18 protein-coding genes, 6 tRNA genes and 1 pseudogene are annotated in these 18408 nt (G+C 45.8%); 18 read left to right on the top strand and 7 right to left on the bottom strand.

Annotated elements, in window-relative coordinates; all coding sequences use genetic code 11:
* The first annotated feature begins 19 nt into the window (after positions 1-19).
* The 6 genes from GC098_RS28935 to GC098_RS28910 all read left to right on the top strand — a co-directional run bounded on the left by GC098_RS28935 (position 20) and on the right by GC098_RS28910 (position 550).
* A tRNA-His gene (locus GC098_RS28935) sits at positions 20-92 on the top strand.
* Positions 93-114: 22 nt separating this feature from the next.
* Positions 115-186: transfer RNA gene (locus GC098_RS28930), tRNA-Gln, on the top strand.
* Positions 187-194: 8 nt separating this feature from the next.
* Positions 195-269: transfer RNA gene (locus GC098_RS28925), tRNA-Gly, on the top strand.
* Between the two features lie 10 nt (positions 270-279).
* Positions 280-353 (top strand) — tRNA-Cys (locus tag GC098_RS28920).
* A 9-nt stretch (positions 354-362) separates the two neighbouring features.
* Positions 363-451 (top strand) — tRNA-Leu (locus GC098_RS28915).
* Positions 452-471: 20 nt separating this feature from the next.
* Positions 472-550, top strand: a tRNA-Leu gene (locus GC098_RS28910).
* Positions 551-775: 225 nt separating this feature from the next.
* Here GC098_RS28910 and GC098_RS28905 read toward each other — a convergent pair.
* The gene (locus tag GC098_RS28905) at positions 776-886 is read right to left on the bottom strand and encodes a YjcZ family sporulation protein (RefSeq protein WP_171646733.1); all 111 of its coding nucleotides are present in this window, start codon (positions 884-886) and stop codon (positions 776-778) included.
* 248 nt (positions 887-1134) lie between these two features.
* Here GC098_RS28905 and GC098_RS28900 point away from each other — a divergent pair, with 248 nt between their 5' ends.
* Complete coding sequence (locus GC098_RS28900) at positions 1135-1845, top strand: class I SAM-dependent methyltransferase (RefSeq protein ID WP_171646730.1); 711 nt, start codon at positions 1135-1137, stop codon at positions 1843-1845.
* Between the two features lie 74 nt (positions 1846-1919).
* On the top strand, positions 1920-3134 hold the full coding sequence (locus GC098_RS28895) for an ROK family protein (protein WP_171646728.1): 1215 nt from the start codon (positions 1920-1922) through the stop codon (positions 3132-3134).
* Here GC098_RS28895 and GC098_RS28890 read toward each other — a convergent pair.
* Positions 3124-3918 carry an alpha/beta fold hydrolase gene (locus tag GC098_RS28890; protein ID WP_171646726.1) on the bottom strand — a complete coding sequence of 265 codons (795 nt, stop codon included), beginning with the start codon at positions 3916-3918 and terminating at the stop codon, positions 3124-3126. The two genes, GC098_RS28895 and GC098_RS28890, sit on opposite strands and share 11 nt — an antisense overlap.
* A 236-nt stretch (positions 3919-4154) precedes the next feature.
* Here GC098_RS28890 and GC098_RS28885 point away from each other — a divergent pair, with 236 nt between their 5' ends.
* The 4 genes from GC098_RS28885 to GC098_RS28870 all read left to right on the top strand — a co-directional run bounded on the left by GC098_RS28885 (position 4155) and on the right by GC098_RS28870 (position 7761).
* Positions 4155-4538, top strand: a complete 384-nt coding sequence (locus GC098_RS28885) for a hypothetical protein (RefSeq protein ID WP_057307726.1) — start codon at positions 4155-4157, stop codon at positions 4536-4538.
* Between the two features lie 111 nt (positions 4539-4649).
* A complete protein-coding gene (locus GC098_RS28880; RefSeq protein ID WP_171646723.1) occupies positions 4650-5885 on the top strand; it encodes an MDR family MFS transporter in 1236 nt (411 codons plus the stop codon).
* Between the two features lie 113 nt (positions 5886-5998).
* Positions 5999-6721 carry a response regulator transcription factor gene (locus tag GC098_RS28875; RefSeq protein WP_171646722.1) on the top strand — a complete coding sequence of 241 codons (723 nt, stop codon included), beginning with the start codon at positions 5999-6001 and terminating at the stop codon, positions 6719-6721.
* Positions 6718-7761, top strand: coding sequence for a HAMP domain-containing sensor histidine kinase (locus GC098_RS28870; protein WP_171646720.1), 1044 nt, complete (start codon positions 6718-6720; stop codon positions 7759-7761). Before GC098_RS28875 ends, GC098_RS28870 begins: the two co-directional genes overlap by 4 nt.
* Before the next feature lie 345 nt (positions 7762-8106).
* On the opposite strand, the gene GC098_RS28865 is transcribed toward GC098_RS28870, so the two are convergent.
* The 4 genes and pseudogenes from GC098_RS28865 to GC098_RS28850 all read right to left on the bottom strand — a co-directional run bounded on the left by GC098_RS28865 (position 8107) and on the right by GC098_RS28850 (position 12181).
* A complete protein-coding gene (locus tag GC098_RS28865; protein WP_171646718.1) occupies positions 8107-9204 on the bottom strand; it encodes a GerAB/ArcD/ProY family transporter in 1098 nt (365 codons plus the stop codon).
* Between the two features lie 15 nt (positions 9205-9219).
* Positions 9220-9390 (bottom strand): hypothetical protein, encoded by a 171-nt coding sequence (locus tag GC098_RS28860; protein ID WP_171646716.1) that lies wholly within the window; start codon positions 9388-9390, stop codon positions 9220-9222.
* A gap of 73 nt (positions 9391-9463) precedes the next feature.
* Positions 9464-10666: a Ger(x)C family spore germination protein gene (locus GC098_RS28855; protein ID WP_171646714.1), complete on the bottom strand. Its 1203-nt coding sequence runs from the start codon at positions 10664-10666 to the stop codon at positions 9464-9466.
* A gap of 13 nt (positions 10667-10679) precedes the next feature.
* Positions 10680-12181 (bottom strand): annotated as a pseudogene (locus GC098_RS28850) (spore germination protein).
* A gap of 220 nt (positions 12182-12401) precedes the next feature.
* Between GC098_RS28850 and GC098_RS28840 the strand changes: the two are divergent.
* The 6 genes from GC098_RS28840 (at position 12402) to GC098_RS28815 (ending at position 18096) form a co-directional block, all read left to right on the top strand.
* Positions 12402-12845 carry a copper amine oxidase N-terminal domain-containing protein gene (locus tag GC098_RS28840; RefSeq protein ID WP_171646708.1) on the top strand — a complete coding sequence of 148 codons (444 nt, stop codon included), beginning with the start codon at positions 12402-12404 and terminating at the stop codon, positions 12843-12845.
* A 168-nt stretch (positions 12846-13013) separates the two neighbouring features.
* Positions 13014-14369, top strand: a complete 1356-nt coding sequence (locus tag GC098_RS28835; RefSeq protein WP_171646705.1) for a molybdopterin-dependent oxidoreductase — start codon at positions 13014-13016, stop codon at positions 14367-14369.
* 79 nt (positions 14370-14448) lie between these two features.
* Entirely contained in the window at positions 14449-15108 is a 660-nt protein-coding gene (locus GC098_RS28830; RefSeq protein WP_171646703.1) for an MOSC domain-containing protein, read from the top strand.
* Positions 15105-15716 carry a molybdenum cofactor guanylyltransferase gene (gene mobA, locus GC098_RS28825; RefSeq protein WP_171646701.1) on the top strand — a complete coding sequence of 204 codons (612 nt, stop codon included), beginning with the start codon at positions 15105-15107 and terminating at the stop codon, positions 15714-15716. Before GC098_RS28830 ends, mobA begins: the two co-directional genes overlap by 4 nt.
* A gap of 88 nt (positions 15717-15804) precedes the next feature.
* A complete protein-coding gene (gene moaA, locus GC098_RS28820) occupies positions 15805-16809 on the top strand; it encodes a GTP 3',8-cyclase MoaA (protein WP_171646699.1) in 1005 nt (334 codons plus the stop codon).
* 21 nt (positions 16810-16830) lie between these two features.
* The gene (locus GC098_RS28815) at positions 16831-18096 is read left to right on the top strand and encodes a molybdopterin molybdotransferase MoeA (RefSeq protein WP_171646697.1); all 1266 of its coding nucleotides are present in this window, start codon (positions 16831-16833) and stop codon (positions 18094-18096) included.
* A gap of 90 nt (positions 18097-18186) precedes the next feature.
* Here the strand turns inward: GC098_RS28815 and GC098_RS39620 are convergent, their stop codons facing one another.
* Entirely contained in the window at positions 18187-18291 is a 105-nt protein-coding gene (locus GC098_RS39620) for a YjcZ family sporulation protein (RefSeq protein ID WP_216625458.1), read from the bottom strand.
* Positions 18292-18408: the final 117 nt, after the last annotated feature.

Below are 18408 nucleotides of genomic sequence, written 5' to 3'. Positions count from 1 at the left end.
TAAGAAACTTAATATTGTGGCGGTCGTGGCGAAGGGGTTAACGCACTGGTTTGTGGATCCAGCATTCGCGGGTTCAAGTCCCGTCGTCCGCCCATTATTACCCAAGTAACATAATGGGGATTAGCCAAGCGGTAAGGCAACGGACTTTGACTCCGTCATGCCAAGGTTCAAATCCTTGATCCCCAGTTTTATATGCGGAAGTGGCTCAGCGGTAGAGCATCGCCTTGCCAAGGCGAGGGTCGCGGGTTCGATCCCCGTCTTCCGCTCCATTATTACTAAGGCGCCATAGCCAAGTGGTAAGGCAGAGCTCTGCAAAAGCTTTACCCCCAGTTCGAATCTGGGTGGCGCCTCCACATTTATTAGCCGGAGTGGCGGAATCGGCAGACGCACAGGACTTAAAATCCTGCGGTAGGTGACTACCGTACCAGTTCAAGTCTGGTCTTCGGCACCATTATCTTTACAACTTCATATGCCGGCATGGCGGAATGGCAGACGCGCTCGACTCAAAATCGAGTCCGAAAGGGTGGAGGTTCGAGTCCTCTTGCCGGTATAACGAATAGAAAAAGCTCATGAAATCTAATGATTTCATGAGCTTTTTCTATTCGTTCGTGTATTGCTTTTTAGAGTTGATCTATCATCTAAAGCAAGTTGCTGCAGCCGTAAAAGTAGGTAAAGAGTTCAATACGATATAAATATGAGGATCACGTATGTAGAAGGAGCTCGGTTCTAATGAACCGCAGCTCCTTATTTTTAACGTAATGCTATTGAATCATGATTACCAAACGAAAGTCATAGTTACAATTACGAGCAAAATGAACAATACAAGAACAACAGCAGCGGAAGTTCCATGTCCATATCCAACACCAGCACCAGCAGCAACACCCATTTATGTCACCCCCCACCTGAAGGAATGCTCTCTGTGAAATCGGATGAGAGACAATATTATCCTATGGGGAGAGGGGATAATTTGATTGGGTATTTAGCCTATAAGACGTTGAAACATGCGCTTTTAGGCGAGCGCCTTTTTTTTCGAAAATGGTTTAAGAATCTGAACATGAGACGGCGGCCCTCCATATGGTAGAAAGGAGAATGATATGCCATTGTGGAGGTGTAAGTGTTATCGAGTATCTAGATATGTTAGCCAAATTAGGAGTGGGCAATGCGCATCCCGGGGGTTTCGGAGAAACGATTGAGCAATTGAAGAAGTATCCCATTGAGAAAGGGAAGCGCGTGCTAGAGGTTGGATGCGGGACTGGAAGAACGGCATGTTTCCTGGCCGAGCAAGGATGCGAAGTAACAGCGGTTGATATTCGTCCGGAAATGATTGCGAAAGCGATTGTAAGGGCTGAGAAGCAAGGGGTACAGGTACAATTCATGGTTGGGGATGTATGCAAATTACCCTTTGAAGATCATACTTTTGATGTTGTGATGGTGGAGTCAGTGACGAATTTTGCAGATGCTCAGAAAGCTGTATCCGAGTATTATAGGGTGCTTAAATCCGAAGGTAAGCTTTACGACCGAGAGGTCATTCGAATCAAAGAGATGTCACCAGGGGCTCATCGGGCCCTGTGCAGCTTCTATGGGGTAAGTAAAATATATAGTATGGATGAATGGCGGGAGCTGTTAGAAAAGAGCAGTTTTGACCCTGTGGACTTCTCAGGGATACATCCTTTTCCGCTAACGATGTTCGAAGATCAAGTTCAACATCCAGATCCTGTTCACTTGTCTGATAAGCAGTCGTTTATGGATCCGCGGATATGGCAAATCACTGCAAAATACGATGAGCTCGTCAATAAATATCATCCGTATATGGGCTATACTCTCATGATTGGATCGAAGGAATAAGGGGGAGGCAAGGAAGGATTTTGGCTTCCCAATGGCGAAATATATGAGAAAGATTATCATTGGGGGCTGCTTCTTTGAACGTAGATGTCATAACGGAACGAATTCCGAATCGTAAGGCGAAAGAAATCTATGAGCGAATTTGTCGTCAAACAACGATTTCCAAAACGGAGTTGTTAGAGCAAAGTGGGATGACGGTATCTACGTTGACGCGTCTTTTGGAGGAACTGACGGTTCAAGGACTTATCCTTGAATCTGGTTTCGGTGCTTCAACAGGTGGGCGTAGGCCGATTCTGTATGAAAAGAATCCGGCCTATGCTTATGTATTTGGTTTGGAAATATCCAGAACATTGTCCAAGCTCGTTCTTGTTGATCTGGGAATGAAGAAATTGGACATTAAGAGTTGGACGATGACGGCTGAGATGACGCCGGATGTGCTGATTCGTCTTATCGTGGAAGAGGTAAAAAGGATGTTAGCCGCTCACCACATACATTCTTCATCAGTGCTAGGTATAGGGATTGGTGCCGTTGGTCCTGTAGATCGCTTGTCAGGTACCATCTTAGAGCCGTCTTATTTCCCAGCAAAAGGATGGAGAAATGTTGAGATCTGCAGGCAGCTAACAGGGGAGCTAGGTATTCCCGCACTGCTGGATAATGGTGCTAACACGGCCATCCTAGCTGAATCATGGCATCAACGTACGCAGAGCTTCAGGCATCTGCTCTATATTCATGCTGGAATTGGTTTGCGCTCCTCCATGGTTTCGGAAGGAAAGGTTATTTATGGTGCCGTCGATATGGAAGGCTCAGTGGGTCAAATGATTATTCAAACGGATGGTGTTGCCCACCGTAATACGTCAGGCAACTATGGAGCATTGGAGTCGTATGCTTCCTTATATGCCATCGAGAAGGCGGCTCGGTCGGCATTAAAGCAAGGTCGATCCACGGTGTTGTCTCATTTGGTTGATGACCCCGAGCAGGTCACGTACCTGCATGTTTTGGAGGCGCTCAAAAAAAATGATCCCCTAGTTGTGGAGATCATCACAGAGGCTGCTACCTATTTCGGCATTGGACTAGCTAACTTGTTAAATATTTTGCACCCCGAGAAGGTAATCCTAGGGGGACCGTTAATTGCGGGAGGGGAGTTGTTTTTCCAAACCGCTACGCAGGTAGCGATTCGGAAGACATACTACTACCCCGCTTATCAGGTTGTCTTCAGCAAAGGGCAGCTTGGTGAGGAAGCTCTGGCGATTGGTGCAGCCGTGATGGTCATGGACCAACTGGTTAGGCTTTAATGTTCTTCAGAAAATCAATCAGCAGCGCATTGAAAGCTTCCGGTTTTTCCATCGGCGTCAAATGGGAGGCAGCTGGTATGACATGATAGCTGGCGCCAGTAATCTGGTCGGCCATTTTCTTCATGACATCCGGAGGCGCGATCGGGTCTTGTTCGCCGGCGATGACGAGAGTTGGTACCGAAATAGAGCTAAGTAAGTCTACAGAGTCTTCGCGGAATGCCATAGCAAGACAAGCATGGACAAGTCCCTCAGCTGGCATCGATTCCATCACCATACTCAAGGTATCGACTAGCTTAGGATGATCTTGCTTCGATGGTTCTGTAATAAGTTTGGGCAGCATGGCGTCTCTTGCCACCACGGAACCTTTTTCATAGAGAGAGACTGCCATGTTTAATCGATTCTTACGAGCCTCTTGTCCATCTGCTTCAGGACGAGTGTTGGCCAATATAAGACCTGTGAAACGTTTTGGAGCTTTGCGTAGAAGCGCAAACGCCACATAGCCACCCATGGAGAAGCCGCCAAGTGCGGCTTTTTCTATGCCCATTTTATCCATTAAAGTTAAAATGTCATTGGCATATTGGTCTATCGAAATATTTGATTTGGGTACATCAGACTGGCCCATGCCACGTAAATCAGGTGTAATGACACGATAATTCGCTGACAAAGCGTCTATCTGCGATTGCCACATGCGATGATCCAATGGAAAGCCGTGCAATAAAATAACAGGTGCTCCATGCCCTTTTTCTTCGACGAACAGTTCGGTTCCGTTAATATGATGTTTCATAGTCCTTCACTCTCCATTAGATAAATTTACCATGCATAAAGTCCTAATTTGTCACCCAATCGTAGTTCGAAGGACATAAAATAGGGGAAAATATCGAAAAAGTTATGTCTTCATACTTTCATTATGGTTAACTCATACTTCTTTAACATTTCGTTGGTATTCTCTTATTATACCTTTAGTTAGTAACCATTAACAGGCAGAACGAAACATTCATTTTACGAAGTGGGGTTATTAATATGACTAAAAAACCTTGGTCCACACAGGAATTGGACAAGTTGATTCGCCTTTCCTCTGAGTGTCCTCCAGTTGTAATTGCTAGAGAACTATCTCGTCCCGTAACTTCTGTACGCAAAAAAATGCGCGAAATTGGAGTAAGTTATGTAACCGGGGAGCAGTGGAAAAAAAGTCAAATTCAGTATCTCATTTCGGATGAGGGCACGACGTATAAAAATAAACATAACCTCACACAAGCACCCAAAGAAAATGAATTCGAATCTCCTGTTCTAGACGAATTCTGGACAACACTTGTGAAAATGGCCAGAGTTGCGAAAAAGAGGGGGAAAAGAGTAGATGTCCTCTCGTTTATCGATACATACCGCAAAATTCGTATTGGCGGATAATTATATAGGTAATCATTCATAAAAGGTGAAATCCGTTATAACGAGATTTTACCTTTTTCTTTTGCCCAAATAGCCCTAAACTGAGAAGACCAATAACATCTAGGAGGTTGTATGCACAGGATCCCTTTGTTTTCACTGATTAGCAAGTATGATACAGCGATATGGGTTCGAGTCGTTGGGACGATTCTAACTTCATTAGCCGGATTTATGATGAGACCTTATTTGGTTTATTATTTGTATGACAAGCTGGATGGTTCTATTTTCTTATCTATGTTGATTATCGGATTGCAGCCGCTATGCGGAATTTTCGTGAATCTGTATGCAGGCAGCTTGAGCGATCGATATGGAAGGAAGCCGATGATGCTGGCTGCGCTCATTATTCAAGCTTTCGCCATTGGCGGTTATATGTTTGCCAGTCATGTTTGGGAATTTGCTGTCATTTCGATCATTAACGGCATTGGCCATGCTATGTTTGGACCAGCTGCTAATGCACAGATTGCGGATGTTGTCCCGCAGGAGAAGCGCGCTGAAGTATTTGCTCTGCTGCACACCGCATTAAATATGGGTTCAGCATTTGGACCGCTGATTGGACTGCTTTTATTCACCTGGAATCCGACAATTATATTCTTGACTTGCGCGGTTGCTCTCTTTGCATACGCCGGGTTGGTCGTCATGAAGGTTCCAGAGACAATGCCTGTGAAGAGCGCCGCGGAGCTGGAATTGTCTAAGACAAAGCCGAAAATCAGATGGCGTGATCATAAGCCGCTCCTTTGGATAACGCTTCTAGCGATGCCGGTATCGCTGTTATATGCTCAAGTGGAGTCTACGTTCCCACTGCATTTACAGCAGCATTTCGAGAATTATAAGACTGTTTTTGCTACCATTATTACCTTTAATGGATGTGTCGTTATTGCACTGCAAATATGGATTGCCAAGCGTACAGAGCACGTTTCCGCCTATTTGGTAGTCGCTGCATCCTATATGTTGTTTGCGATTGTGTCAGTTGGTTATGGATTTGTACCTATCTTTGCCATACTCCTTTTTGTTGAACTTTTATTTACCATTGGTGAAATGTTGAATGGTCCTCATATTCAGAAGGTGATCTCCGTTATTGCTCCAGAGGAGCATAGAGGTTGGTATTTCTCAGTGTTCGGTATGAATTGGCAGCTATCGCGCGCCATTGGTCCCATTCTGGGAGGCTTGTTATTCAGCCACTTTGGCGGGAAGATTATGTTCGCCGTCTTAGCTGCCATCATTCTCATAGCCGGTATTGCTCAGTCGCGATATATTCGAAGTCTTAATCACAAAAAAGAGGAGCCTATTATCGAGGCTGCTTTGCAAACCTAAAGGACTGAAGCTCCCCGCAATTTGGGGAGCTTTAATACTTTTGTAATACATACGTAAGCTTCATTTCATTGCTCTGCGGTATAATAGAAGGAATGCTTGAGGAGGTATGCCGTATGGGTTCACTTGTTCTCGTGGTGGATGATGAAACGAATATTATTGATGTGTGCACCGTCTATTTGCAGCGAGAGGGGTACCAGGTTATTTCGGCGGCGAGTGGCGACGAAGCCATCCGCTTATGGCGGCTGCACAACCCGCAGCTGATTGTTCTTGACCTCATGATGCCGGGCAAAAACGGCTGGCAAGTGTGCGAAGAAATTCGCAACGAGCAGGACGTGCCCATCATCATGTTGACGGCTCTAGGCGATGAAATGGATCGCCTCATGGGGTTAACGATGGGCGCAGACGATTACTTGACGAAGCCATTCTCGCCACGCGAGCTGGTGCTGCGAGCGAAAGCGATTTTGCGGAGGCAGCAGCGCGGCCAAGCGGAAGCGGCTAACGGTACAGGCGCTGTGACACCTGCGTATATCATGAAGTTTCCGGGGCTAGAACTTAATGTGCTGCACCGAAGTGTTCGGGTGAACGGGAAGGAAATTGAGCTGACCGTGAAGGAATTTGAGCTGCTGCATCTGTTTGTAGGGCATCCGGAGCAAGTATTTTCACGCAATCAGCTCCTAAGTAAAGTGTGGGATATCGACTATTATGGCGATACAACAACGGTCACTGTCCACATTCGCAGGCTAAGAGAGAAGATCGAGCCTAATCCATCCCAACCGCGATATATTAAGACTGTATGGGGGATTGGCTATAAATTTGAGGGTAGGGAGCCATCATGAAGCTTCGTATTTATTTGCTCATTGCGAGTGGGGTGAGTACGAGTATTATTTTGCTCACCTTGTTTGTATGTTACCGATATATGTTATTGAATTGGAAAGACGTCGTCCTGTTGACGACGGTAACTCTTGGCGCAGCGAGTGTATCGATGCTCATCCATTACTTCATGACGCGCCCCCTTGAGAAAGCCATTCATGCGATTACAGAGGAAACGACACATATTTCGGAAGGGCATTTTGAGGGACAAGTGCCTCAGATTGGACCTGCTGAATTCCAAAGACTTGCAGACCAATTCAATCGAATGACGGGCAAGTTGAATGAAAGCTTTCAGAAATTGCGAACAGCTGAGGCATCCCGCAAAGAACTCGTAGCGAATGTTTCACACGATTTGAGGACCCCAATGGCGTCCATTCAAGCATTCGTGGAAGCTTTGCAGGACGATGTCATTCAAGATAAAGAAACGTTTGAACGGTATCTACAAACTATCCGGCTTGAAACAGGACGATTAGACGGATTGATTCAAGAATTATTTAAGCTATCGCAGCTGGATGCTGGAGGAACTGAATTTACTCCTGAACGATATCATGTCGATCATTTGCTGCTAGACGGCTTGCAAAGCTTGGCTTTTCAGTTGGAGGAAAAAAAGCTGCAAGTCGACGTCGACATGCCTGATCGATTACCCCCGGTGGCGATTATGCCCCAGGAAATGAAACGGGTTCTTTCAAACATTTTGGATAACGCTATACGGCATTCACCTGTCGGTGGGACCATTGAAATTAAAGTTGAACAGATATCAGAGCAGTATGTGCAGCTTTATATTCAGGATCATGGTCAAGGGATCGAGGAAGAGGATAGCAGTAAGGTTTTTGATCGCTTCTATCGTGCGGATCCGTCAAGAACTCGTGCAAGCGGAGGCGCGGGCCTCGGACTTGCGATTGCTAAATCGATTGTTCACCTGCATGGAGGAACGATTGGTGTTGATAGCCATACAGGTGAGGAAGGGCATGGGAGCCGATTCTGGTTTACGTTGCCGATTTATTAGTGGGGGGATCACGAAAAGTAGACAATTGGTAGACCGCACATAGACGGTTCATAGACCACATATAGACTGCAAGCGAAATGTGTATGGACCGCAAGAGGGATCATCCCTTCTTGTGGTTCTTTTGCATGGTTGGGGTTTTCATTTGGTTTTAGGAGAAGAGGAGGATTGCTGATTAGGATGCCTATATGATTGCTTTTTCTTTGTTTGAAGACCTGTAAGTTGTACGGCGTACAACAATTTCCTAGGATTCTGCCTTCCTAGTCAGAGATGTTGTATTTTGTATTACTGAATACAACTTTGCTTGTTTGTAATGGGTATAGTTTGTGTGTGTGGGGATTATTTGCGTCAGGCTCGCGGCAGGCTGCGTTTTTGTCTAAACCATGACGCGACTAACAGCAGAAACGGCAAGAAAAATGTGAATATAAGTGTAAATGGCGCCCAATTTTTGGACAGAAAATCATTGATAAAGATCGTGTTGGGGTAACACATTAACGAAAGGATGATCATCCCTAGTGCAAGAGGAATAACCAGAGGTTTCTCATCCTTGTTGTTCATAATTTGTACGAACCCAAGTAGAGAAGCATGGAAAGTGAGCACTATTTTGAGGAAAATGGATAGAACCCAAATTGAGATCAAAATCCCTTCCAACCGTTCAAGGAAATGGCCGATACTAATATTTTTGGCAAGCGTGTAGGCCGGAAACAGTTGGTTTGACGTCAGCACCTCGCCCAGCACGGCAATGCTCCCGACAGTTGTAATTAAAAGAATAGCGCCACCCATCCCAATACCCGCAAAAAAGCCGCTTTTACGCCCATTCATTTTGGATACGAATGGATAAAACATGAGCAGTACAATCATTTCTTGCAATCCGTAGAACGTAAATCCGCCTCGAAGAATCGGCTTTATGCCAAACTCCATAACCGGAAAAAAGTTCCCCATAACAAATTTAGGCAGCAGCGGCAGAATGAGCAATAGAAACAAGATAATCAGCCATGGAAAAAAGATGACCGCCGCACGCGTGTACACAACAAACCCGGATCGGACGGTCATCACGACAACAAGAGTAAACAGCATTTGCAAAACCTCTATCGGAGTTTCCTGCATGATCTGGGAGGTTACGAAATAACCTAAATCCCCGATCATCAGCGAGGTCAGCAAATAAAAAAACAAGACAAAAGCGATGGATACAGCTTTACCTACCCATTTTCCAAGCACGGCTTCGCAATATTGGACCAGGGTTTGACCTGCAAAGCGTTCCCCCAACACAACATACAAAATGGCGTTCAAAACATTGATACCAATGCCGACGATGCAAGCTAGCCATGCGTCCTGCTTCGCTTCATGAGCGAGTCCTGAAGGCGCAATGAGAATGGACGTTCCGATCATAAAAAAAGTGACGAGTATTGCAAAAGAGCTTTTGCTAATGATTTGTTGCTTTTCCATGGGAACCGGCCCCTTTCATTGCAATAACGAATAAACCGCTCGGGAATAAGGTCCTAATATCGCCGAAAGCATATCGAGCGGATTAGGTAAATTAATACCCAAACTTTTTACTGTGCCAAGCACACTTATGAATAGTGTAACTAAAGCCAGTATCCATAGTTCTTTGTTTTTTTTTTGTTTCCACAATCGAGGAACCTCCTGCCAGACGGTCCAAATTAAAGTAAGTACTATCCCAATTAAGAGCAGCATGAGGTACACCTTATTCTGTCGTTATTTGATTGATCGGCTGTAGGATGGTCCCTACCCTGCGAAGGGTCGAATCCACATGGACACGTACTTTAATCGTTCGAAAAACTTCGTTCCAATTTTTAATTTGATGCCAAGCTTTGGGGTACTTATGATGAAAAGCATCGCCGAAGCCGTAAATATCAGCTCCTAATTTCCTCTGGATTTTGGCGATCGATTCACCAATTAAGGTTTCCAATTTGCTGTCGGACAGTTGCTTTAACGCAGCGACCACAGCGGCTTGCGACAGATCAATTTTACATTCGACATCGGCGATATCCTGATCGATTCTGACATTAACATCGAATTCGGGAAGTCCGCTGACGAGGTGCGGGTGGATGACAGTGTTGGAACGAATCACTTGCATCGTAATATTCCCTTCGGCTCCCGGGCATGGAATATAGCCCGTCGTCTGGTAAACTGAATTTTGTACATAATTTAATGCTTCCGTATCGTTCTCATTCAACCATCCAACAAACCTGTCGAATTTGAATGCAGCCATTCCCGAATAAATTAACAGGGCTGGTGGGTCCACATATTGCGCGTTTGACGTCTTTTCCCCGATTTTCCTATTGCCTAAGATTTCGACCCCGGTCATGGTGGGACTCTTCCCGTGGGTTGCTAGTTCTTGAAGTAAATAGTTAAGATTCATACTGCCGGTAGCCGACCAATATTTATCTGAGGTCTCAAGCTTTGTATACATATTGTTCGCGGGAATCGGATCCATCGCGCTAAGGACTTTTAACACTTCGGAAGCTTTTGCTTGTTTGGCGACGATGAAATAAAAATCAGTCCGCATATCCATATTACGGGACAAGAAGTCGAGCGGTTTACTAATGCCTGCTCGAGCCATATCCTCGCCGAATACAACCATTCGCAGATGGGAGTAATGCAAATATCGCGGTGCTTTAACGCTCATTCGGGATAAGGCATCAGGAACTGTCATTCCAGTTTCTTCATACGTGATAACAGCGGTCGCGTTGCTGGAACCTCCCTTTTTTACAGTAACCTGCCCCGGATTTACGGTTTGAACCGTAATTTTGTAGCTTTCTCCAGCTTTATCAATCCCCAGCCCTACGACAATACTAATATCATTCAATTCATGGCGGCTCCAACAACTCGTTAATAGGAAAAGGAAAGGAAACAGGAATAAACCTGTGGTTATCGCACGTTTCAAATGATTGGCCTCCTCATCTGCGTTTCTGACGAACGAGATTTTTTTGGCGGAAGGCTTTGGGTCGAGTAATCATATTCGGGAAAGAAAAGCGGACCATCGTGTCTTTCTGATCGGTTAAATGGAATGGAGCAAGAGGCGACATATAGGGAACGCCAAATGAGGAAATCCCACACAAATGGACTACTAATGCAATGATGCCTACAAAAATGCCAAAAAGACCAAAAGTAGCAGCCAGCATCATAAGCAAAAATCGTATGATTCGAATCGTGATGCCAAGGTTAAATGCGGGAAGAACAAAATTGGATATCGCTGTGATCGAAACTACGATGACCATAGCCGCACTAACGAGACCTGCTTCCACAGCAGCTTGACCGATAACAAGTGTACCTACGATTGAAATAGATTGACCTACGGTTCTAGGCATCCGTACACTGGCTTCACGTAATATTTCGAACGTTACCTCCATCATGATCGCTTCAATAAATGCAGGGAAAGGAACACCCTCCCTCTGACTTGCTAAATTATAAAGCAAGGTTGTTGGCAGCATTTCCTGATGAAAGGTAGAAACTGCAATATAAAAAGAGGGAGTTAGCAGCGCCAATCCAAAAGACAAGAAGCGCAGTAAACGAATCAATGAGGAAAAAATTGCAGGCTGGTAGTAATCCTCGCTAGATTGGAAAAATTGAGTGAACAAAGTCGGAACGAGCAGAGCAAAAGGGGTTCCGTCCACTAGGATAGCAACTCTTCCTTCCATTAATCCGGCTGCTATCACATCTGGACGCTCCGTATTGAAAATAGTTGAAAATGGGGTGTTTTGCTTGTCTTCAATCTGCTCCTCGATGTAGTTGCTTTCCAAGACGGCGTCTATATCAATGAGAGACAATCTGTGCCTTACTTCTACAAGTACATCCTCGGAGACAATGTTTTTAACGTAAGCCACTACAACGTCCGTCTTCGTTACTCTGCCAATATTTATCGTTTCCATCCAAAGATTGCGATCTTTGATTTTACGGTGAAGCATGGCCGTGTTCCAGTGCAGAACCTCAGTAAATCCTTCCCTGGGTCCACGGACCACCGATTGAACATTAGGCTCTTCTACCGTCCGTGCCGTTAGCTCTTTGGTTCCAATTGCCAATACACGCTGGCATCCCTCGAGAAGCAGAATGCTATAACCGGATAATAATGCGTCAAATAGTTCTTCCATGTTTTCAAGATTCTTTACTACGCCGGATGAGATAACTACGTTCTTGAAATAGTCCAACAGCTCTTCGGCATTCAAGTCTTGTTGTTCGCCGCTCTTGGAGCTAGAAAGCAGAGAATCAATCATGGAATGCAGGTAGAGAGACCTTCCATATAGACAACTGCTCCCTCAATGGAGCTATTATCGCCAAGATCAATCTCAATTTCTCGTATGGCGACGTCGTTGCTATTTCCAAGCCCTTGCATGATTTGCAGTAAGTTATCAGTCAGACTATCGGTCAACTCCAAGTCCAACTTGTTCTCGTCATTTGTCATGAAAACCTCCTGCTCAGTACAAGGTCTGTTTGGTCTTAGTATCTTTATAAATTTCCTTATTTATGCATTATTGGCTGAGTTGCCAATACTGCTGTAAGGATGCTGGGCTTTTTGTTAGTCTCTTGTAAGTATTTCGTAATGGTTTCGTTAGTGTTTCTTAAGCTCGGCACGTTAATTTAAGGAATAGAAAGACGTGACTAAAACTTAGGAGGAATAGACGATGAAAAGATGGAAAAAAGCGATGGTTGTTTCACTGGTTGCTTGTACTTTAGCACTTCCAGGGCTGGCTAGTGCAGAGGAAATGATGGCTAAGAAGTTTAACTACAGCGGTATTGAAACGATGATGAAGGATGGAACGGAGCTCGTTCCCCTGCGCGAGATTGCTGAATCATTAGGTTTTAAGGTGACATGGAATGGGGAAAATCGCTCGGTTACTTTAACGAAGATGATGATGGAAGACAAAGGCATGATGGATGATAAAAAGATGGAAGATAAGACGAAGAATGAAAGCATGATGAAGATGGGGAACACGTTCGTGATTCAAATCGATAACAAGGCGATTAAGGTAGACATGATGGATGAAATGCTCATGTTTGCACCTACTATTTTGAATGATAAGACTTATGTACCGAAAGAATTGGTTGATACTTATTTGATAAAGTGATCTACTAACGCATAAACAAGCCTCCATTGCCACAGTTTAAGTGGTCTTGGGGGTTTCTTTTTGGATGATAACCATACGAATATTAGCGAAGTTGTAAGCCTTTTTTAATATTTATACGTTATGATAAGTGTAACGTATAAATCGTAAATGAATGAAGGTGGTGACGGTATGGAATCAAAAAGAGGCTGGTTGAAGCAATCTTTTGGGAAGCGATTGAATGCTATTCATAGCTGGAATGCGTGGATTTTGCTGCTGCTAACGGTGACAGGTATCGTGCTGAGTATTGGTGCGATTAGAGGAGATCTGGGGAGCTTCCGTGTGACGATCAAGCAGCTTCACATTTACTTGGGTGTCGCATCCATTCTGCTCATCGCGCTTTACGCGCCGATGATTCGTAAGCATTGGCACCAGATTCGCGCGCGCCGCAATCAACGCGCGAATCTGGTGTTCGTCCTTGCGCTCCTGATCGGCTGGGCCGGATCAGGGGTGATTTTGTGGCAGTTCCGCAATCTGCCACCGGCTTTGAACAATTCGGCACTCTTCGTGCATGACCTGCTCACCTGGGTCGGAGTGCCGTATGCCGTGTACCACGCCATCTCGCGCAGCAGATGGCTCAAGCGCCAGCAGCGGCTTGATCAAGCCGCTGCCACGGCAAGACCGCCCGCTGAGCAGGCGGTCCAAACCCCAGCCGCCGCAAGCGCTATCGCAGCGGCGCCGAACCAGGCGCCCGTGGCAACAGAGGACGCCACGGCAAGGCGCACAGCAGCGCAGGCGGTCATCACCGCGCTGAAGGAGTCGCCGATCACACGCGCATCGTTCCTGCGGATTGCCGCAGGACTGCTGCTCGTGATCGCGATCGGTCCCGCCTTTTATCGCTGGATAAAAGGCGCATTCGATACCGGCGGCTCTACGACCGCCGAATATATCGCAACCGACGGCAACCGGATGCTTCCGCCGCCGGCACCACTGCCGGACTCCGCCGCTGTTGTGGGCGGAGGAGCGCAAGGGAATTTCCGTATTTACACCGTTACAGAAATTCCGGCTTTTTCCTCGGATACGTGGAAATTTGCGATATCCGGTCTGGTTGATAACCCCAGTGCATGGAACTGGGAAGAGTTCTTGAAGCTGAAGCGGACTGTGCAGGTTAGTGATTTCCACTGTGTGACCGGCTGGTCCGTTTATAAATGTACATGGGAGGGCATCCCGCTTAAGCAATTATTAGCCGCTGCTGGTGTTCAAGCAAAAGGGAAATATGTGAAGTTTTATTCAGGAGATAAGGTATACACAGATGCATTGTCCCTAAGCCAGGCAAACGGGGATGATATTATGGTCGCTGTGCTCATGGATGGTAAGCCCATTCCGCAAAAATTAGGTGGACCAGTCCGACTAATCGTTCCGCAAATGTATGCCTACAAATCCGTCAAATGGCTCCAAGGGATCGAGCTCATCGAGAAGGAGCACATGGGCTACTGGGAAGTAAGAGGTTACGATAACGATGCATGGGTAGATAGATCCAAAGCATGATTTACTTGTACACACGTAAGTTGGCAACTGACTTTCCAGGAGGATTTTGGTATAGTTAATACTAAAAAACTTGCCGGAGATGAGGGACATTACGATGGAAGTCGTATCTGTGAACGTTGGTTTACCACAAACAATCATGTATCAAGGTAAAGAGCTGGTTACGGGTATTTATAAATATCCGGTAAGCTCATCTTTGTATGTATCGAAGACACAGTTAGATGGAGATGGTCAAGCGGATCTAACGCTGCATGGAGGAGCTGACAAAGCGCTATGTGTGTACCCAGAGGAACATTACGCTCACTGGGAGCAAGTGCTAGGTCAGAAGATGGAAACAGGCACGTTCGGTGAGAATCTAACGGTACGCGGTCTGCTTGAAGATCAGGTTTGCATTGGTGACACTTACGCCATTGGCGACGTAATCGTTCAGGTCTCGCAGCCTCGTCAACCTTGTCATAAACTAGCGAAACGTTTGGATTGGGTGGACGCCGTTCTCCGAGTCCAGGAAACCGGTTATACTGGCTATTATTTAAGGGTACTTACAGAAGGCGAGATTTCTAAGAACTCACAAGTAAGACTTATTGCCAAAGATGAAGCGGGTGTAACTGTTGCCTATGCCAATCAAATCAAGTATCACGAAAAAACGAATATAGAAGCTGCTCAGCATATTGCAGCCTTACAAGCATTATCGGCAAGTTGGAAACAATCCTTCCTTAAACGGTTGGCGGAGCTTGAAGTATGATCACAGGCGTTATTCTTGCCGGGGGCCTCAATCGCCGTATGGGAGGAAGGTTAAAGGCGCTTCTCCCTATGCAAGGGCAGCCCTTGCTTCTTAAGCAGTTGAAAGAAATGTCGAGCATCTGCAAGCAAGTCATTGTCGTAACCAATGAACCTGAGGTTTTGCTGCCTCTCTTGTCTTCGGTTCCCGATATAGACGTACAATGTATCACTGACCAATATGTACAAAAAGGGCCCTTAAGCGGCATTCATGCCGCCTCTCTGATCGCATCAGAGCAGCATCTGTGGATTGTGGGCTGTGATATGCCTTTTATTTCTGCCGAAGCGGCAACGGCAATGGCCATTTTATGCCAAGAAGCTAATATGGATGCAGTTATTCCTGTGTTGGACGGTCGCGTTCATCCTCTCCATGGCATATATTCAAGATTGGTTGGTTCCGAAGCAGAGGTTTTGCTGGAGAAAAAGCAGTATCGTTTAATGGGGTTGCTCGATCTTATGGACTGGAAGCCTGTAGAGAATGATTTTTTTGAACAGCAAAATATCCCTACCCATTTCGTAACAAATGTGAATACTCCGGAAGAGTATGAGCAAATGTCAGCTAATCTACCATAAGAGTTGTTTTTCCAGATAGTTCTCGCTAGGGAATCTAGGATTTTGTTATAAATTATGCCATAATGTACATAGAGAGAGGTGAACTCCTATGCCGAAGCTGCTTATGGATCGATTCGGACGGATGCACGATTACTTGCGAATTTCTGTTACAGATCGTTGTAATCTGCGCTGTGTATACTGCATGCCTGAAGAAGGAATGGAATTTGAACCGGATGAAAAGCTGTTAACTTTCGAGGAAATTACTGAAGTTGTCCGTGTGCTGGCAGGACTTGGTGTTCGTAAGTTGAGATTAACCGGCGGAGAGCCCCTTGTGCGCAAAAACTTGGAGCAATTGATCGGTATGCTTTCTCAAATTCCCGGAATTGAAGATATTGCTCTGACTACGAATGGGATTTACTTTGCATCGAGGGCTGAAAAGCTTCGTGCAGCAGGGTTAACCCGTGTTAATATTAGCTTGGATTCTTTGAAAGCGGATCGGTTCTCTTTGATAACCAGAGGCGGCGATATTCATCGTGTTCTGGCTAGCATTGAAGAAGCTTACCGTGTGGGGATCACCCCGATTAAGCTCAATGTGGTCTTGATGAAAGGCATTAATGATGACGAAATTGAAGACTTTTTGCAAATGACGATTGACCGTCCTATTCAGGTTAGGTTCATCGAATATATGCCAATTGGTCATCAAGACGAAGATTGGAAAAGCCGCTATTTATCCCTTACCACGGTCTTAGATCGCTGTAAAGCGAAAGGGTGGAATGCTTCTGCCTCGGACGCGGTTTATGGAAATGGTCCCTCTCAGAACTTTCGAATTGACGGAGCGTTAGGCTCATTTGGCCTCATACATCCGATTAGTGATCATTTCTGTGAGACCTGCAATCGTCTGCGAATAACAGCGGATGGCAATGTGAAGCCATGTCTATACTGGTCGGATGAATTTAATGTGCGAAAATATATCGGAGATGACTCTGCGATGGAAGATTTGTTCTTCCGCGCTTTGGATATCAAACCACAAAATCATGAGATGGCCCAGGCACTGATGAATGAAGAGCAGTCCCATACACCAACACTTCGCCGGATGTCGCAAATTGGCGGTTAACCTTAGGAGGAATTGACGCTAGTGAGCAGCGATAGTAAGCTTAAGTTTGGACGTAAAGTGATTTCGGTTGAGGAAGCCCGAAGTCTGCTTTTCGAATACGTTAAACACACACCAATAGAGTCAGTTCCGCTATCTTCCGCTTTCGGTAGAAGGCTGGCTGTGGACATAGTTGCCGATCATCCGGTGCCCCATTTTCGCAGATCAGGTGTTGACGGGTATGCCGTATGTTCAAAGGATATTGAGCAGGCCACACCAGAAGCTCCTGTTGTATTGCGTGTTATAGAACGAATTCCAAGCGGAACGGTTCCTCAGCTTACCATCCAATCCGGTACGGCTGCTCGAATTATGACGGGAGCCCCTGTACCTGATGGTGCGGATGCTGTCGTAATGCTGGAGATGACGGATTCCCTGCAAGATGCGGGAACGAGCTCCTACCATGTGAATATCAAAAAAAACGTGACAGCTGCAAGCAATATAACCCCAATAGCCGGTGAAATCGGTTTAGGGGATATATTGCTTGAGCAAGGTACACATATTGGGCCTGGCGAAGCGGCGATATTAGCTACTTTCGGCTATTCGAATGTATCCGTTTATCGGCAACCAAGGGTCGCCATATTCTCAACAGGTTCTGAGTTATTGAATGTGGCAGAAGCGCTGAAGCCTGGACGAATTCGCAACAGTAACAGCTACATGCTGGCGGCGCAGGTGGAAGCTGCTGGTGGATCTGCGGTTATCATGCAGGCGCTTTCGGATGATGTGGCAGAGGTGGAGGCGGCGCTGCAGGAAACTTTCCCAAAAGTCGACTTAGTCCTCACATCCGGCGGTGTTTCCGTTGGCGATTACGACGTCATTGTTGACGTCTTTGGACGATTTGAGGGCAAGCTGTTGTTCAACAAAGTAGCCATGCGGCCAGGCACTCCCACGAGTGCAGCCCTATGGAACAATCGATTGCTGTTAGCTTTGTCCGGCAACCCGGGCGCTTCATTCGTTGGTTTTGAGCTGTTTGCCAAACCGCTGATTAAAGCGATGGCAGGGTGTCACTCGCCTTATCCGGAAGCGATCACGGCTCAACTGGATGTTGATTATGATAAAGGCTCCGCTTATCCGCGATATGTCAGAGGAACGACTCATGTGGACAACAACGGATGTCTGAAGGTTAAGCCATCAGGTATTGATAAGTCCAGTATTATGGTTTCTATCAAAGATGCGGATTGTTTGATGTACTTACCTGCCGGAGGTAAGGGGTTCGTAAGAGACGAACGCGTAATCATTTATCCTATACAATAAAGATGGCCTACTTATCGCTGAACTTCCGTAAAGAAGTCATTGATGGTAGGCCATTTTATACGAGATCAATGTGTAAGGTATTTCACTCCATTAGTAGAACGTGGCAAGAATGATGACAAGTAGAACGTACAGGACAAGAACAACTCCTACTGAATTTCCGTATCCTGGAGTTTCACAACCAGCTGCATATGACATAGTATCCCCTCCGGTGTATATGTTGTAGGATGTATCCCTTATACAGCATATGACCGGGGGGCATTCGTTGATTGGACATTTGCCCTGCTATTCATTAATGCGAGTGGCGGGTTATAT

Source organism: Paenibacillus phytorum, from assembly GCF_013141715.1.
Taxonomy (GTDB): domain Bacteria; phylum Bacillota; class Bacilli; order Paenibacillales; family NBRC-103111; genus Paenibacillus_E; species Paenibacillus_E phytorum.
Note: the sequence above shows the minus strand (reverse complement) of the source record. Positions and strands in the feature narration are given on the sequence as shown.

Coding starts and splice junctions, on each gene's coding strand:
- GC098_RS28870 (WP_171646720.1), top strand. CDS start 6,718: ATGAAGCTTCGTATTTATTTGCTCATTGCGAGTGGGGTGAGTACGAGT.
- GC098_RS28900 (WP_171646730.1), top strand. CDS start 1,135: ATGTTAGCCAAATTAGGAGTGGGCAATGCGCATCCCGGGGGTTTCGGA.
- GC098_RS28840 (WP_171646708.1), top strand. CDS start 12,402: ATGAAAAGATGGAAAAAAGCGATGGTTGTTTCACTGGTTGCTTGTACT.
- GC098_RS28835 (WP_171646705.1), top strand. CDS start 13,014: ATGGAATCAAAAAGAGGCTGGTTGAAGCAATCTTTTGGGAAGCGATTG.
- GC098_RS28865 (WP_171646718.1), bottom strand. CDS start 9,204: ATGGAAAAGCAACAAATCATTAGCAAAAGCTCTTTTGCAATACTCGTC.
- moaA (WP_171646699.1), top strand. CDS start 15,805: ATGCCGAAGCTGCTTATGGATCGATTCGGACGGATGCACGATTACTTG.
- GC098_RS28875 (WP_171646722.1), top strand. CDS start 5,999: ATGGGTTCACTTGTTCTCGTGGTGGATGATGAAACGAATATTATTGAT.
- GC098_RS39620 (WP_216625458.1), bottom strand. CDS start 18,291: ATGTCATATGCAGCTGGTTGTGAAACTCCAGGATACGGAAATTCAGTA.
- GC098_RS28905 (WP_171646733.1), bottom strand. CDS start 886: ATGGGTGTTGCTGCTGGTGCTGGTGTTGGATATGGACATGGAACTTCC.
- mobA (WP_171646701.1), top strand. CDS start 15,105: ATGATCACAGGCGTTATTCTTGCCGGGGGCCTCAATCGCCGTATGGGA.
- GC098_RS28890 (WP_171646726.1), bottom strand. CDS start 3,918: ATGAAACATCATATTAACGGAACCGAACTGTTCGTCGAAGAAAAAGGG.
- GC098_RS28830 (WP_171646703.1), top strand. CDS start 14,449: ATGAGGGACATTACGATGGAAGTCGTATCTGTGAACGTTGGTTTACCA.
- GC098_RS28880 (WP_171646723.1), top strand. CDS start 4,650: ATGCACAGGATCCCTTTGTTTTCACTGATTAGCAAGTATGATACAGCG.
- GC098_RS28885 (WP_057307726.1), top strand. CDS start 4,155: ATGACTAAAAAACCTTGGTCCACACAGGAATTGGACAAGTTGATTCGC.